We start from the raw sequence: 15,421 nt of genomic DNA on the forward strand, positions 1-15,421 counted from the left end.
GCCAAGTAAATGCAGGATATACCGGTAAGTTTCGTGCTGCTGATGAACCTGCGTTTACATTCTTTTCAGCTTCAGTAATTTATACCGGTAAGTAATGTTTGAATATCATCTTGCACACGCGAACGTAAATTACACACTTCAATGAAGAAGATAGTGCGAGTGACATTTCTATTGAATAAGCAGTGGTTAAAGAAAAAATATTAACGTCCATTAACCACTACTCTTACTAGATAACCTTAGCTTTACTGCTTTATACCTTCAATATGTAGATTCAATTCTACAGTTTTTGAAGCAGGACCTAAGTCCATTTTAATTGCAAAATCAGTTAACGCTATCGTTGTTGTACCGCTAAAACCTACACGGTATCCGCCCCACGGATCTTTACCTTCACCAATAGTTTCTGCATCAATAACGATTTCTTTAGTCACACCGTGCAAACTTAATTGACCTGTAATGGCTAATTTACCATTACCTTTATCTGCAACAGAAGTACTAACAAATTTAGCATTAGCAAATGAGCTTACATCAAGAAAGTCGCCAGTTCTTAAATGCTTATCGCGTTCAGCATGGTTTGAGTTAATACTACTCGTATCAACATTTACTTCAATTTTTGATGCGGCAATATTTGATTCATCATAACTAAAAGAACCGCCAAATTTGTCAAAACGACCGGTTAACCAGCTATAGCCTAAATGTTGAATTTTAAAGTTGATTGAAGCATGTGCACCTTTAGTATCAATAATGTAGTCAGCTGCATTGACCGTTGGCATGAAGGTGGCTGCAACAAACGCCGATGTAAGTGCTAATTTTGTTAATTGTTTTCTCATAGTTATTCTCCGTTTTTTTGGCGTTTGCCAATCATTCTGTTTAAAGTGTCATCTTTATCAATAAAGTGATGTTTTAGTGCTGCTAACGCATGTAATGTCGCTAGCCCTATCAGTAAATATGCTAACCATTTATGTATAAATCCAGCGACATCCGCTTGATTTTCAATGATAGATCCCAGTGCTGGTATAGTTATCATTTCAAATATTTCTATTCCTCGCCCATCCGCTGTTGAAATTAAATACCCCATTATCATGATAATAAATATCAGCACATAAAGTATAAGGTGGGTCACTTTACCTGCTTTTTTCTCAAGCGAGCTATGGCTTGCTAGATGATCTGGCGTTACTTGTTTAAATCGCCAAATTACTCTAAGTAGCATTACAGCAAAAAATATCAAACCTATACTTTTATGTAAGTCAGGGGCGGTTTTATACCATGGGCTATAATAGGTTAAATCAACCATATAATAGCCTAAGCCAAATAAGCCAAAGATAGTGACTGCAGACAACCAGTGAAAAAAAACACTAATAAATCCATAAGTTGCTTTTGTGTTGTTCAATGCTAACTCCATAATTTTCTATTACTGGGCAAAGAGAGTACTTTAGCTCTCTATAAAATGTATCCAAACATTACTTAGCCGACAGTATTACAATATAAAAACTTAATTAATATTGAATATTTGTTTGTAACTTGTTAACTTTAGCTTAACTACAATTATTGGTAATCTAATAATATATTCATGAAAAGTTGATTAATAAATGACATTAGAACAATTAAGAATGTTGGTGAAAGTTGCTGAGTTAGGCAGCCTTAAAGAGGCTAGTGAAAAGCTATTTAAAACTCAGCCAGCGGTTAGTCAAGGGCTTAAGCAGCTGGAAGCACAATTAGGTTTACAGTTATTTAATCGCCAAGGTTATCGTTTAGTACTAACAGATAATGGTAAACAAATTTATCAACATGCCCAGCGTTTAATGAATGAGGCAAAGCAAATAAAACAACTTGCTTCTTTTTTAGCGATAGGCAATGAGGCCGCAGTTACTTTAGCAATTGAAGCCTCTTATGATCTAAAAAGAATTTTGCCTGTACTTGAATCAATACGTCATGACTTTCCTCATACACAGATCATTTTAAAACAAGAATATATTAATGGGGCATTAGAAGCCGTGAAGTCTGAACAGGCTGATCTTGCCTTAACAACGATTGATCTTTTAGCGTTACAGTCAGGTGATTACGAGGCAAAAAAACTATATCAAGGCGGCTTATGTAATGTAGCATCACCTGCATTACTAGAGCGTCACCCAGCGTTAATGTCAGTAGAAGCGTTGAAAGATGAATATCAAATTGTAGTACAAGATTCAGGGCAGAGCAGTCAGGGAATCAATTATAGTGTACAAACAGGGCAGCGTTGCTGGTATGTGAATGATTTTAATACCAAAAAAACGTTAATTATGAGTGGTATAGGTTGGGGGCGTTTACCTGAATATATGATTGAAAACGAATTAAAATCAAAAGAACTCATTGCGTTAAAACTAAGTGACGTAGAAACATATTTAGCATTAAATTATCAAGTGATAAAACTGAAGTCTAGGTTACTTGGACCAGTTGCCAGTAGGTTGTGGCAGAATATGAGCTTAATTAAAAATAACTAAGCGTGTTTTTTCGCAGGGGCTAATGCTTGTTCAATAGTGGATTGTAATAACGCTATTTTTTGATTGTTTTCTTCTTTTTCTGTTTTAAGTTGTTGTTTTGTTAGTAGTAACTCATTAGTTAGATTTAATGCTGTCATTAATAATGTTTGTTCTGGGGTCGCAATTGATTTACTGTTACGTAAATTAGTTAAGCGATCACTTAACTCAGCGGCAGCACTTAATAAAGCACTTTCTTGTCCAATAGGACAAGCCACTTTTAGTTTACGGTCGAGCACATTTATTTCAACAGTCCGTTGAGTCATTTTATATAATTTCCAAGCTTATTGAACAACATAGAATAAATTGCAGATTAACTTGCACTATAACTGTGCTGATCTTTCTATGCAAGTAAATGACCATATTTTGTATACATTTTTATCTAGCTGTTACAAATTTATTTGTAACTTAGCGTTTCACTGTGTTGTTTGGTATATTGATTTCATTTTTTTAATGGCTATATGCTTCGTCAATATTAGCTTGAAAATTTTAGGGTATAAATTATGGAAATGGATGAGTCGATTAATGTATTTGGTGAACCACTTGAAGCCAGTATGGGTAAGCCGGTTACCGGTTTTTTTCGCGATAATATGTGCAACACCTGTGAGCAAGATATTGGTTCACATACCGTTAGTATTAAAGCAACAGCTGAGTTTTTAGAATATTCTCGCCTTAAAGGGAATGACTTATCTACACCCGTTCCCGAGTTTGGTTTTGAAGGATTAGAACCAGGGGATACTTGGTGTTTATGTGCTGCTCGGTGGCTACAGGCTGAAATGGATGATAAGGCGCCACGAGTTTATCTTAAAAAAACGCATATTAAGGCGCTTGAGATAGTGCCACTTGAGATTTTAAGAAAATATGCCGCTGATTTAAGTTAATTCCTTTAAATTTGTCATCAAAGTTTGCTGCTGTGCTGATGTCTTTTAACTAGGGCAATGTTAGAATAGCTACTTAGCTCTTTTTCTTTAAAATAATTTGTAATGAGTCACGCTCTGCAAACATTCAGTTAAAATATCAGGTGAAAATATGACCGTAAACAAGACGTTAGACTTTGCTAGCACACAGGCAGATATCACTACCGAAAATGTTAAAGCCCACGCCAGTGAAATTCATGGGGTATTAACGGGGTTAATCTGTGCAGGTTTTCCGGTTGACGATGCTAATTATTTAACGATGATAAATGACTTGTTTAATAATGGTGAAGGCTTACCGAACAAAGTTAAATCAACGATTAAGCAAATGTTCACTGAATTATGGACTGATATTCTTGATGATGCATACACTTTTCAGTTAATGCTACCTGATGACGACGATTCTATTGCTGAGCGCGGTCATGCGTTAGGTGTTTGGGTGCAAGGGTTTAATTTAGGCTTTGGCTTACAACAAAAAGATAACCCTGTTCTTTCTGAAGAAGTAAAAGAAGTGCTTACTGATTTTTCTGAAATAGCCAATATATCTGATGATATGGAAGAAAATGAAGACACTGAGCAAGCCTATTTTGAAATAAATGAATATGTACGCATTTCTGCTTTATTATGCTTTAGCGAATTAGGTACATTATCGACCCAAGCAAGCGAGAAAACTCAAAAAAATAGCACAATACATTAGTCAAACATTAGCACTACAGATATCCATTACTGATAATGAATTACTGATGAAAACTTATTGATACCCGCAGTAATAAAATGAAAGAAGTAGAATATATGACAGGAACAGAAAATAAATTACCCGGTTTGGCAAGTTTGTCGATAAGTGATTTCAAACAGCACCGTGAGCGCTTTTTTTCACAAATGTCAGATAATTCATTGGCATTATTCTCTGCTGCCAGTGAAGTTACTCGAAGTAATGATACTGAATTTAATTTTTGTCAGAATAAGAGCTTCTACTATTTAACCGGTTTTAATGAACCTGATGCATTATTAGTGTTACTAAAGCGTGATAATAAAACACAAGCAATTTTATTTTCGCTGCCGAAAGATAAAGCTCAAGAAGTGTGGCATGGCCGGAGAGTAGGACAAGAAAAAGCCTGTCAAGAGTATGGCTTTGATCAATGCTTTACGCTTGATGAACAAAACGATCTTATTTCACAATACTTAAATGGTCTAACACAAGTTTACTTTGCTTTTGACGATAAGCTACTCACTCAAAAAGTGTTTGATTTATTAGCACAAGTCAGATCAGCAGTGCGCCAAGGTGTGAAAGCACCTTCGCAATTAGTTGATGCGAATCCATTGATTGATGAACAACGTTTAATTAAAAGTACCAATGAAATTGAATTGATGCGCCAAGCAAACTACATTTCTATTCTCGCGCATAAAAGAGCAATGCAGCAAACTCAAGTTGGGCTATTTGAATATCAAATAGAAAATGAAATATTACACGAATTTACGCGTCACGGGGCTCGTCACCCGGCTTATGCAACTATTGTTGCTGGTGGTGATAACGCGAATATTTTGCATTATACCAATAACGACGATCGTCTAAATGATAATGAGCTATTGCTTATTGACGCTGGCGGTGAGTTGTCTGGCTATGCGGCGGATATCACTCGAACTTTTCCTATTAACGGTAAATTTACCGAACCGCAAAAGCTCCTTTATCAATTAGTGCTTGAAGCAAAATCACAAGTGATTGCCGCAATTAAACCAGGCACCAACTTTATTAAGTTAAATACAATTGCGAATGAATGCTTAACGAAAGGTTTAGTTGAGCTAGGCATACTGTCAGGTAACGTAGCTGAACTAGTAGAAGAAAAGGTTTGTAAAAAATACTTTATTCATGGTTTAGGGCATTGGCTTGGCTTAGATGTGCATGATGTTGGTGATTATCAGATGAATGAATCACGACAACAGTGCCGAGAATTTATCCCTGGTATGGTGTTAACCATAGAGCCTGGACTTTATATGCCACTTGACGATACAACAATTGATGCGAAATGGCGTGGTATTGGTATTCGTATTGAAGATAATATTGTTGTTACTAAGCTGGGCTGTGAAAATTTAACACAAGATTGCCCTGAAACTATTGCCGATATTGAAGCATTAATGGCTAATTAAACTAATGAAAAATAAGCGTAACACTTTTGATATTATCATTTCAGGTGGTGGTCTTTCTGGCAGTCTGATGGCATTAAGTTTAGCTGATTTGAAAAAAGCTGATGGTAGCTTGCTTTCTATTGCCATTGTTGAAGCAACAAAGCCGACAGCAACAGAGAGAGGAGAGCAAGAGACCACACCCACAGAGTCAGCACAATGTAATGCAGTAAATAAAGAAAGCAGAGTAAGTGGAAAAGATAATAGTACTTCATCACTATTCGATGCTCGTGTTTTAGCGCTTTCGCACGGCAGCGCATCATATTTAAAAAAAATGGGGGTGTGGCAGCATTTATCTAGTGATGCATGTGCGATTGAAAAAATAGATATTTCTGATAAAGGTTATTACGGCAAAGCCAGAATAGAAGCGCAAGAGCATGGGGTTTCAGCCTTAGGTTATGTCATTGAAATGGCGTTAATTGGTCAAGCCCAGCTAAAAGAACTCGCATCAAAAAACAATATTCACTGGTTTACACCAGACTCTATTGTTGATATTCATTGGCAAGGTTCGACACTAAATAGCGATGAACTAAAAGCTTCTACCGAACAAGTAGCGGTAGTACTTGGCTCAGAGCAGATTTTACATGCTAATTTATTACTCGCTTGTGATGGCGTAAACTCCCCTTGTCGTAAATTAGCCGGCATTAAAACTAACCACAGTGATTATCAACAAGTGGCATTAATTACTAATGTTGCTACTAAAAATTCACATCAACATAAAGCCTTCGAGCGTTTTACTAAATCTGGCCCAATCGCGATGTTACCGTTAGCTAAGTTGAGCTCGCAATCAAGAATTGATGTAAGTGGTGATAGTCGTTGTTCGTTAGTGTGGACTATGTTGCCAGAGCAAAGAGAAGAAATTTTAGCACTATCGGATCACGATTTTAAACAAACATTAGAGCGTGAGTTTGGTAGTTGGCTTGGCGAAATTACTCACGTGGGTAAACGAAATGTTTTTCCACTCGTATTACTGCAAGCAGAACAGCAAACTTATCACCGTATGGCGCTTATTGGTAATGCCTCGCACACTATTCACCCTATTGCAGGGCAAGGGTTTAATTTAGGTTTAAGAGACGTACAGCAAATGCGAGAGCTTATTGAGAAAAGTTTGCAAGAACAAAAAGATATTGGCCGTTTTGCTTCACTTAATGAGTATGCGCAAAAGCGTCAGCAGGATCAAAAACAAGTTATCCAATTGACTGACTCCCTTGTTACGTTATTTTCTAATGATTTTATGCCTTTGGTGGCGGGTAGAAATGTTGGCTTAAAAGTCATGAATTACTTTTCGCCCATTAAAAATACTTTAGTGAATAAGTTGATGGGTTACTAATTTAAGTTACGGTAGTTTACGTTAAGCTAACTGAATGAAATAGGCTACCTAGATTAGGCTGTAGCCAATCAAGCAAGTTTAAAATAAGAGAATAAAAATGCAAAAATTTGATGTGTTAATTGTTGGTGCTGGCATGGTTGGGTTAACACTCGCTTTGGCATTAAGAAAAACGAGCAACTTAACCATTGCCATTGCAGACACTTTACCTATTTCTGAGCTAACGGCTGAACCGGAAGTGCGCGTAAGTGCTATTAATGTTGCAAGTCAGACTTTATTTGAGCACTTAGATGTTTGGTCAACTATTATTGCTGAACGCGCTCAATCTTATCAAGGTATGCATATTTGGGATAAAGCTGGCATAGGCAAGTTAGACTTTTCTGTTAATGATCTTAATAAATTTCCCCAAAATGAAAACTTAGGTTTTATTATTGAAAACAAAGTGATTCGTAATGTTTTATGGCATAAAGCCCAAGCAGATGAAGGCATAAGTTTTTTTACTGATAGTAAACTTGCCAATATAACGGTAGGCGATAGTGAAGCTTTTGCTAGCTTTGAAATGCCTGCAACGAGTAATGAAGTGGGTAACAACGCTGTAAATAGCTCAATGCAAGTGCCGCTGATCGCTAAGTTAGTTGTAGGTGCTGATGGCGCTAATTCTTGGTTACGTAAGCAAATGGATATACCGATGATCAGTCGAGATTACGATCATCATGCAATAGTCGCTACAGTTAAATGTTCGCAAGGTCATAAGAAGACCGCCTGGCAAGTGTTCTTACCGACTGGACCTTTAGCTTTTTTACCACTTTTTCCTAAAAACAGTGATACCTGTTCAATTGTTTATTCAACGTCACCTGAAGAAGCTGAACGCTTAATCAAATTATCGCCTGCTGATTTTGCCAAAGAGTTAACGGCAGCGAGTGATGGGAAACTTGGCACTATTGAATTAATCAGTGAGCGCTTTGCTTACCCATTAACAATGCGGTTAGCACAAGATTTTGTTAAAGATCGCATGGTGTTAATTGGTGATGCGGCACACACTATTCATCCGTTAGCAGGGCAGGGCGTGAACTTAGGGTTGTTAGACGCGGCTTCATTAGCACAAACACTTTCTAGCACTATTGATACCGACAGTGGTGATGAATTAACACTGGCGGATCCAAAAAAACTGAAAGCATTTTCACGTTATCGAAAAAGTGAAGCTATTGAAATGATTGCTGCGATGGAAGCGATTAAACAAATGTTTTCTATAAACCAATCAGGGTTTCAATTACTTAGAGGCGTTGGTATGAGTTTACTTAATAACTTCAAACCAGCCAAAAAACACTTGATAGAACAAGCTCTTGGTTTAAAAAGTGACTTACCTGAGCTAGCACAACCGAAACGGCAATGATTGTTTAGTGCTAACTGTATGTGATTCCATATTAAATGACCAACGGAATGACGGTTTTTTTTGTCATCCTGAACACTCTGTGGTCATTCTAAACGCCCGTCCGTCATTCTGAACTTGATTCAGAATCTAAATCGTTATGCTGTGTAGCTCAAAGTGCTCAGAATCTCGGTTTTATTCAACCATACGCATGGGATTCCATATTAAGCCACCAACGGAATGACGAAATCGAAAACCAACGGAATGGTAGTTTTGTGTCACCTTGAACTCGCCGTAGTCATTCTGAACACTTCGTGCTCATTCTAAACTCCTCGTCCGTCATTCTGAACTTGATTCAGAATCTTACTATTCTCGCTCACTAATAAAATTTATTGCGGCTATCTTTGTAATTCACAATAAATAACAAGGATTAATTTTTTAAAACAACCTTTTTTGAAATTAAATTCTGTATAGTTGTTAAAGTTGGTTTTAAATTTGTATTTATGGTTATATTTTGTTGAATAAGCAGAATCCAAGGGCTATAATCTGTGCAAATTTTATGAGCACCTTAATTGTTTGTCACCATACAATTTCAGGTGTAACTACGTAAAGTATGACTTCTTTAGGAATGACGTATGACTAACAAAACCGTATTACATGCAAAACACTTAGCTTCTAACGCAAAAATGGTTGATTTTTATGGCTGGGATATGCCAATTAACTATGGCTCTCAAATAGAAGAGCATAATGCCGTTCGTCAAAAGTCAGGTATGTTCGATGTATCTCACATGACTATTGTTGATGTACAAGGTCCTGATGCAAAAGCTTTCTTACGTCGCCTTGTTATCAATGATGTTGCTAAATTAACTGTTGCAGGTAAAGCACTTTACACTGGCATGTTAAATGAAGCCGGTGGTGTAATTGACGATTTAATCATTTACTTCTTTTCCGACACTAACTACCGTTTAGTTGTTAACTCTGCTACTCGTGAAAAAGATCTTGCGTGGATGACAAAGCAATTAGCAGGTTTTGATGCCACTATCACAGAACGTCCTGAATTTGGCATTATTGCTGTTCAAGGTCCTGAAGCCAAAGCGAAAGTTGCTAACTTACTAACACCTGAACAAATTGCTGCAGTTGAAGGTATGAAACCATTCTTTGGTGTACAAGTGGGCGATTTATTTATTGCTACAACGGGTTATACCGGCGAAGAAGGTTACGAAATTATTGTTCCTGAAGCTGAAGCAGAAAACTTTTGGCAAAAATTACTTGATTTAGATGTAACTCCTTGTGGCTTAGGTGCTCGTGATACGCTTAGATTAGAAGCTGGCATGAACTTATATGGCTTAGATATGGACGAAACAGTATCACCATTAGCCGCTAACATGGCTTGGACTATTAGCTGGGAGCCAGAAGATCGTGACTTTATTGGTCGTGATGTATTAACGGCGCAAAAAGCGGCGGGCGACCAACCTAAACTTGTTGGTTTAGTGCTAGAAGAAAAAGGTATTTTACGTTCACACCAAGTAGTTGTTACTGAATTTGGTAATGGTGAAATAACATCAGGTACTTTCTCTCCAACATTAGGTCACAGCGTTGCGTTAGCACGTGTACCACGTAGCGTAAAAGTAGGTGATGTGATCGAAGTTGAAATGCGTAAGAAAAATGTAAAAGTAACAGTTACCAAGCCTAGCTTTGTACGTAACGGCAAAAAAGTTTTCTAATTTCGAGATATAAAAAATTACAGTAAATAACGTTAATATTTGTATTTATTTTGCTTTATCGTAATGACAATTATTGAATCGTTATACTATTATTTACTAGCCATTGTGCTATAAATTTAAACAGCTTATTTGAAGCTATTTACTTTAAATTATTTACTTTAAAAAAATAAAATCTAACTAACAGGAAAAATAAAAATGAGCAACATTCCTTCAGAATTAAAATATGCAAGTTCACATGAATGGGTACGTAATGAAGGTAACGGTATTGTTACTGTCGGCATTACTGAACACGCACAAGATTTATTAGGTGATATGGTGTTTGTTGAATTACCTGACGTTGGCGATGAAGTTAGCACTGGTGATGATGTAGCTGTTGCTGAATCAGTAAAAGCGGCTTCAGACATTTATGCACCGGTAACAGGTGAAATTGTTGAAGTGAATGAAGATCTTGAAGATTCACCTGAGTTAGTAAACTCTGATGCTTTTGGTGACGGTTGGTTATTTAAAATTAAGTTAGACGATGAAGCTGAATTAGCTGACTTATTAGACGCTGACGGTTACGCTAACTCTATCGACGAAGATTAATTTTCAGTCACATTCAGCGTTTATGCTGCGTTGCTTCATTATTCGTCAAAATCACTTAGCCCACTAAGCTCATTCGACTCATAATTTCAGCGCATTGCCTAAACATCGACTGTTTATGAAAAACTTTAGTCACGATAATCACCTTGAGGGCTTTGCCTAAATATTGATTATCTTAGCTAAACATTAAGCCTTTAAGCGATTATGTTTTAGGCTTTCTTTTATTTCCATTGTTATGAAAACAATTATTTAAGTGAAATTGATATGACTTCTCAATCACCAACTAATTCTTTTGCCTCATTACCGTTGGCAGAATTAGAGCAAACTCAAGATTTTATCCGCAGACATATTGGCCCAAGTGAAGCGCAAACTCAGGCTATGGTTAATGATATGGGCGTTGCATCAGTTGATGCATTAATTGACGAAATTGTTCCAAATGATATTCGTTTAGCACAATTACCCGCAATTGGTGATAGCAAAACAGAAGTACAGGCATTGGCTGATTTAAAAGCTGTTGCTAACTTAAATAAAGTAAACACTTCATACATAGGTTTAGGTTATTACGGTACCTTAACACCGAATGTTATTACGCGTAATGTACTAGAAAATCCAGGTTGGTATACGGCTTATACGCCATACCAACCAGAAATTGCACAAGGACGTTTAGAGTCGCTACTTAACTATCAGCAAATGTGTATCGACCTAACAGGTTTACCGCTTGCGAGTGCTTCTTTATTAGATGAAGGTACCGCTGCGGCCGAAGCAATGGCGCTTGCTAAACGTGTATCTAAAAACAAAAAATCTAACTTGTTCTTTATCTCAAGTGATGTTTTCCCACAAACTATCGACCTTGTAAAACAACGTGCCGATATGTTTGGTTTTGACGTAATTGTTGCACCAGCGAATGAAGCGCCAGAGCACGATGTTTTTGGCGCGCTTATTCAGTACCCAAGTGCAACAGGTGAAGTAACTGACGTTAGCGACTTAATTGAAAAAATTCATGCGAACAAAGGTATTGTTGCGGTTGCCGCCGATATTATGAGTTTAGTGTTATTAAAAGCGCCGGGCGAATTAGGTGCTGACGCGGTAATTGGTTCAAGCCAACGCTTTGGTGTTCCAATGGGTTACGGCGGACCACATGCAGCATTCTTTACTACGAGTGATAAATACAAACGTTCTTTACCGGGTAGAATTATCGGTGTTTCAAAAGATACTCGCGGTAACAACGCACTTCGTATGGCTATGCAAACGCGTGAGCAACATATTCGTCGTGAAAAAGCCAACTCAAATATTTGTACAGCACAAGTATTATTAGCGAACATGGCTGCTTTCTATGCGGTATATCATGGTCCTCAAGGCTTAAAAACAATTGCAAACCGTATTCATCGTTTTGCTGACATTTTAGCAACAGGTACACGTGTTAAAGGTTTAGCGCCTCTTCATGATAACTACTTTGACACGCTTACGTTTAACGTAGCTGACACTAACACGAACAGCAAAGCTGAAATCGTTGAACGTGCCTTAATCTCGGGCGTTAACTTACGTACCGACGTTGAAGGTCAAATCAGTATTTCGCTTGATGAAACAACAACACGTGCTGATGTTGCTCAGTTGTTTACTATTTTATTAGGTGCTGATCACGGTTTAGACGTAGCAGGGCTTGATGCACAAATAGTGACGCAAGGCTCAACGTCGATTCCAGCATCACTAGTACGTGAATCTGAAATATTAACACACCCAGTATTCAACTCGTATCACAGCGAAACAGAAATGTTGCGCTACATTAAACGACTTGAAAACAAAGATTTAGCCTTGAATCATTCAATGATTTCACTTGGCTCTTGTACCATGAAGTTAAATGCAACGGCACAAATGATACCGGTATCTTGGCCTGAATTTGCCAACATGCATCCGTTTGCTCCTCAAGACCAAGCAATTGGCTACAAGAAAATGATTGATGAACTAGCTGAATGGCTAGTTGAATTAACGGGTTACGACAAAATGTCGATGCAACCTAACTCAGGTGCGCAAGGTGAATATGCCGGTTTAATCGCTATTCATAAATACCATGCAAGCCGTGGCGATTCACATCGTAATATTTGTTTAATCCCTGCCTCTGCTCATGGTACTAACCCAGCATCAGCTAACATGGTTGGTATGAAAGTGGTTGTTGTTGCTTGTGACAAAAAAGGCAATGTTGACATGGTTGATTTAAAAGCCAAAGCAGAAGAATTGGCTGAAAATCTTTCATGTATCATGATCACTTACCCGTCTACACACGGTGTATATGAAACGACTATTCGTGAAATTTGTAACATTGTTCACGACAACGGTGGTCAAGTTTATCTTGATGGCGCAAACATGAACGCACAAGTGGGTATTACATCTCCAGGCTTTATTGGCGCAGATGTATCACACCTTAACTTACATAAAACATTCGCTATTCCACACGGTGGCGGTGGCCCTGGTATGGGACCAATTGGCGTTAAATCGCACCTTGCCCCATTTTTACCTGATCACGCATTAATTAATGTTGACGAAACAACCGCTGGCAATGGCGCAGTATCAGCAGCACCTTATGGTAGTGCAGGCATATTATGTATTTCATACCTTTACATTGCATTACTAGGTAAAGAGGGTGTAACAGCCGCAAGTAAGTATGCAATTACTAACGCGAATTACTTAGCGACTAAATTAAGCCAACATTACCCAATATTATACACAGACACCAATGGCCGCGTTGCCCATGAATGTATTGTAGATTTACGCCCAATTAAAGAAGCCAGTGGCGTAACTGAAATGGATATTGCTAAACGATTGATTGATTACGGTTTCCATTCACCTACCATGTCGTTCCCTGTAGCAGGCACGTTAATGATTGAGCCAACTGAGTCAGAATCTAAAGTTGAACTTGACCGTTTCATTGAAGCAATGGTATGTATTCGTGATGAAGTACGCAAAGTTGAGTCAGGCGAATGGACATTAGAAAACAACCCATTACATCATGCACCACATACGCTAGCCGATATTACTGACGCTAACTGGAATAGAGCTTACTCTATTCGTGACGCAGTATTCCCTGTAGCGAGTGTTGCAGCGAATAAATTCTGGCCAACGGTTAATCGTATTGATGATGTTTATGGCGATAGAAACTTAGTGTGTTCTTGTCCTCCGATTGAAACATATATTGATTAGTTATTTTTCATGAAAATCTGTAATTAATTTAACAAAGGCGAATCAGGAATGATTCGCCTTTTTTATTTATCATATTCATTTTATTGACCTTAGCTATTGAGTTAGTTAAGGTCGAAATAAGTGAGCTATCAATGGACTTACGTAATTTAGTAGTATGTATTATTTGAATGAAGTGAAAAGCAGAGGATTAGATATTGAAACTTTATCGATTTGAAAAGTTAGAGGCAGATCGCTGCGAAACTATTATTAATAAAAAATTATGGATTTCAAGCCCTAAAGAGTTTAATGATCTCCATGATTGTCGCCTTCCTGCTATTTACATGCCTTCGTTTACTGAGGTGTACTTCGATAAATTACAAAGTATGATAAATATTTCATATCCTGAAAACTTTGATTATTCTAATTCTATTTTTTATAGAAATCTAATAGAAGATTTAAAAAACTACATCAAACAGGCTAAAACCCCTGGTTTAAAAGCAGATATACGGAGATCTTATTATGTAAGTGCTATTAGGGAGAAAATAATTAACTCTGTTGGCATTTGCTGTTTTTTTTCTGGGGAAATTAATGAGCCTTTACTTTGGGCGCATTACGCCGATAGCCATAAAGGTTTTTGCGTAGAGTATGAGTATGACGAGGAGCAAGATACAAGTATCCATCCAGTTATTTATCAAACTGCACCAATAATACCTTCAGCTAGGGAGCTTTTACTATGTCCGGAGGAATCTTTAACACGACTACTGACATCAAAAACTATGCATTGGCAATATGAAAAGGAATACCGTTTAATAAATCTATTTTCAGGTGATGATAAAGAGTCAGGGAGACTTGTTGACCTTCCAAGTTGCCTTAAACCTTTACAAATAATAAAGGGGGCTAAACTACAAGACGATGAAGGTTTATTAAAAGGCATAGATATTCCTATTAATCGATTTCATCAATAGTAATGTAATCGGGTCATAGCAGAAGTAGGCTGTATAGTTTTATTTTTTGAATATTAATTTTTTACTTTGTAACCTTATGTGAAAAAAAACCGATCAAATAATGGTTATATCTTTAAATTGGTTATTAAACCCCCATATCTTATGAGTGACTGCTATTCGCTACTATAGCGTATAATTTAGGCAGCACAAAAAAATGGAGAAAATTATGGGAATTAAACCAGGGCCAAAAAGAATTGCTGATTCAACAGGAAAACCAGATAGGCGTCAACGGGATAATAAGGAAACACCCGGTAATAAACCATCACTTAAGCCTCATAAGCACAAAAAAGGCGACTAATAAAAGGTAACATATAATTAAAAATAATGAAAAGAGATCAAAGCCAAGTTAATGCATTTATACTTTTTGTATAGTTTATTTTATATTTAAAACGGTTTTGATCCTATTTATTCATACCTAATGTCTTGAATATGACATAAATCTATTTCTTTTTCGGTGTTGGCCAAACAAAGGGATCATTCTTGCTGGTATCAGGCTTTTTAGAAGTCGTTTGTGCCACTTTTACGGTAAAAGGGGGCGGTGACATTTGCTAGTTATTTTTATTCAAGCTGTCACTATATTTTAAATGGCTCTGACCCTATTTTCTCCCTTTCATTAATCTGCCGTAAATTCAC

General features: G+C 37.2%; 14 protein-coding genes. 11 read left to right on the forward strand and 3 right to left on the reverse strand.

The window, feature by feature from the left end; all coding sequences use genetic code 11:
- Positions 1–242: 242 nt before the first annotated feature.
- Complete coding sequence (locus Q4496_RS05925) at positions 243–827, reverse strand: YceI family protein (protein WP_215974396.1); 585 nt, start codon at positions 825–827, stop codon at positions 243–245.
- 2 nt (positions 828–829) lie between these two features.
- Positions 830–1,387, reverse strand: coding sequence for a cytochrome b (locus Q4496_RS05930; RefSeq protein WP_252727674.1), 558 nt, complete (start codon positions 1,385–1,387; stop codon positions 830–832).
- 199 nt (positions 1,388–1,586) lie between these two features.
- Here Q4496_RS05930 and Q4496_RS05935 point away from each other — a divergent pair, with 199 nt between their 5' ends.
- Positions 1,587–2,477, forward strand: coding sequence for a LysR family transcriptional regulator (locus tag Q4496_RS05935; protein WP_215974394.1), 891 nt, complete (start codon positions 1,587–1,589; stop codon positions 2,475–2,477).
- Here Q4496_RS05935 and Q4496_RS05940 read toward each other — a convergent pair.
- Positions 2,474–2,779 carry a cell division protein ZapA gene (locus tag Q4496_RS05940; protein ID WP_215974393.1) on the reverse strand — a complete coding sequence of 102 codons (306 nt, stop codon included), beginning with the start codon at positions 2,777–2,779 and terminating at the stop codon, positions 2,474–2,476. The genes Q4496_RS05935 and Q4496_RS05940 overlap by 4 nt on opposite strands.
- A 237-nt stretch (positions 2,780–3,016) precedes the next feature.
- Between Q4496_RS05940 and Q4496_RS05945 the strand changes: the two genes are divergently transcribed.
- The 10 genes from Q4496_RS05945 (at position 3,017) to Q4496_RS05990 (ending at position 15,086) form a co-directional block, all read left to right on the forward strand.
- Complete coding sequence (locus Q4496_RS05945) at positions 3,017–3,394, forward strand: DUF2237 family protein (protein WP_215974392.1); 378 nt, start codon at positions 3,017–3,019, stop codon at positions 3,392–3,394.
- Between the two features lie 148 nt (positions 3,395–3,542).
- Positions 3,543–4,124 carry a UPF0149 family protein gene (locus tag Q4496_RS05950; RefSeq protein ID WP_215974391.1) on the forward strand — a complete coding sequence of 194 codons (582 nt, stop codon included), beginning with the start codon at positions 3,543–3,545 and terminating at the stop codon, positions 4,122–4,124.
- Between the two features lie 95 nt (positions 4,125–4,219).
- Positions 4,220–5,572, forward strand: coding sequence for a Xaa-Pro aminopeptidase (gene pepP, locus Q4496_RS05955; protein ID WP_303610115.1), 1,353 nt, complete (start codon positions 4,220–4,222; stop codon positions 5,570–5,572).
- Between the two features lie 4 nt (positions 5,573–5,576).
- Positions 5,577–6,938: a 2-octaprenyl-6-methoxyphenyl hydroxylase gene (gene ubiH, locus Q4496_RS05960; protein ID WP_303610059.1), complete on the forward strand. Its 1,362-nt coding sequence runs from the start codon at positions 5,577–5,579 to the stop codon at positions 6,936–6,938.
- Between the two features lie 97 nt (positions 6,939–7,035).
- Entirely contained in the window at positions 7,036–8,328 is a 1,293-nt protein-coding gene (locus tag Q4496_RS05965) for an FAD-dependent monooxygenase (RefSeq protein ID WP_303610060.1), read from the forward strand.
- A gap of 611 nt (positions 8,329–8,939) precedes the next feature.
- Entirely contained in the window at positions 8,940–10,028 is a 1,089-nt protein-coding gene (gcvT, locus tag Q4496_RS05970; RefSeq protein WP_215974388.1) for a glycine cleavage system aminomethyltransferase GcvT, read from the forward strand.
- Positions 10,029–10,223: 195 nt separating this feature from the next.
- Entirely contained in the window at positions 10,224–10,613 is a 390-nt protein-coding gene (gene gcvH, locus Q4496_RS05975) for a glycine cleavage system protein GcvH (protein WP_215974387.1), read from the forward strand.
- 261 nt (positions 10,614–10,874) lie between these two features.
- Positions 10,875–13,805 (forward strand): aminomethyl-transferring glycine dehydrogenase, encoded by a 2,931-nt coding sequence (gene gcvP, locus Q4496_RS05980; protein ID WP_303610061.1) that lies wholly within the window; start codon positions 10,875–10,877, stop codon positions 13,803–13,805.
- A gap of 194 nt (positions 13,806–13,999) precedes the next feature.
- Entirely contained in the window at positions 14,000–14,749 is a 750-nt protein-coding gene (locus Q4496_RS05985) for a DUF2971 domain-containing protein (protein ID WP_303610062.1), read from the forward strand.
- Positions 14,750–14,954: 205 nt separating this feature from the next.
- Positions 14,955–15,086, forward strand: coding sequence for a hypothetical protein (locus Q4496_RS05990; protein ID WP_303610063.1), 132 nt, complete (start codon positions 14,955–14,957; stop codon positions 15,084–15,086).
- Positions 15,087–15,421: the final 335 nt, after the last annotated feature.

The organism is Colwellia sp. 5_MG-2023 (assembly GCF_030547795.1).
GTDB lineage: Bacteria > Pseudomonadota > Gammaproteobacteria > Enterobacterales > Alteromonadaceae > Colwellia.

Bases quoted from the DNA above. Each gene is read 5' to 3' on its own strand.
- gcvH (WP_215974387.1), top strand. From the start codon at position 10,224: ATGAGCAACATTCCTTCAGAATTAAAATATGCAAGTTCACATGAATGG.
- gcvP (WP_303610061.1), top strand. From the start codon at position 10,875: ATGACTTCTCAATCACCAACTAATTCTTTTGCCTCATTACCGTTGGCA.
- ubiH (WP_303610059.1), top strand. From the start codon at position 5,577: ATGAAAAATAAGCGTAACACTTTTGATATTATCATTTCAGGTGGTGGT.
- pepP (WP_303610115.1), top strand. From the start codon at position 4,220: ATGACAGGAACAGAAAATAAATTACCCGGTTTGGCAAGTTTGTCGATA.
- gcvT (WP_215974388.1), top strand. From the start codon at position 8,940: ATGACTAACAAAACCGTATTACATGCAAAACACTTAGCTTCTAACGCA.
- Q4496_RS05990 (WP_303610063.1), top strand. From the start codon at position 14,955: ATGGGAATTAAACCAGGGCCAAAAAGAATTGCTGATTCAACAGGAAAA.
- Q4496_RS05935 (WP_215974394.1), top strand. From the start codon at position 1,587: ATGACATTAGAACAATTAAGAATGTTGGTGAAAGTTGCTGAGTTAGGC.
- Q4496_RS05940 (WP_215974393.1), bottom strand. From the start codon at position 2,779: ATGACTCAACGGACTGTTGAAATAAATGTGCTCGACCGTAAACTAAAA.
- Q4496_RS05950 (WP_215974391.1), top strand. From the start codon at position 3,543: ATGACCGTAAACAAGACGTTAGACTTTGCTAGCACACAGGCAGATATC.
- Q4496_RS05965 (WP_303610060.1), top strand. From the start codon at position 7,036: ATGCAAAAATTTGATGTGTTAATTGTTGGTGCTGGCATGGTTGGGTTA.
- Q4496_RS05925 (WP_215974396.1), bottom strand. From the start codon at position 827: ATGAGAAAACAATTAACAAAATTAGCACTTACATCGGCGTTTGTTGCA.
- Q4496_RS05945 (WP_215974392.1), top strand. From the start codon at position 3,017: ATGGAAATGGATGAGTCGATTAATGTATTTGGTGAACCACTTGAAGCC.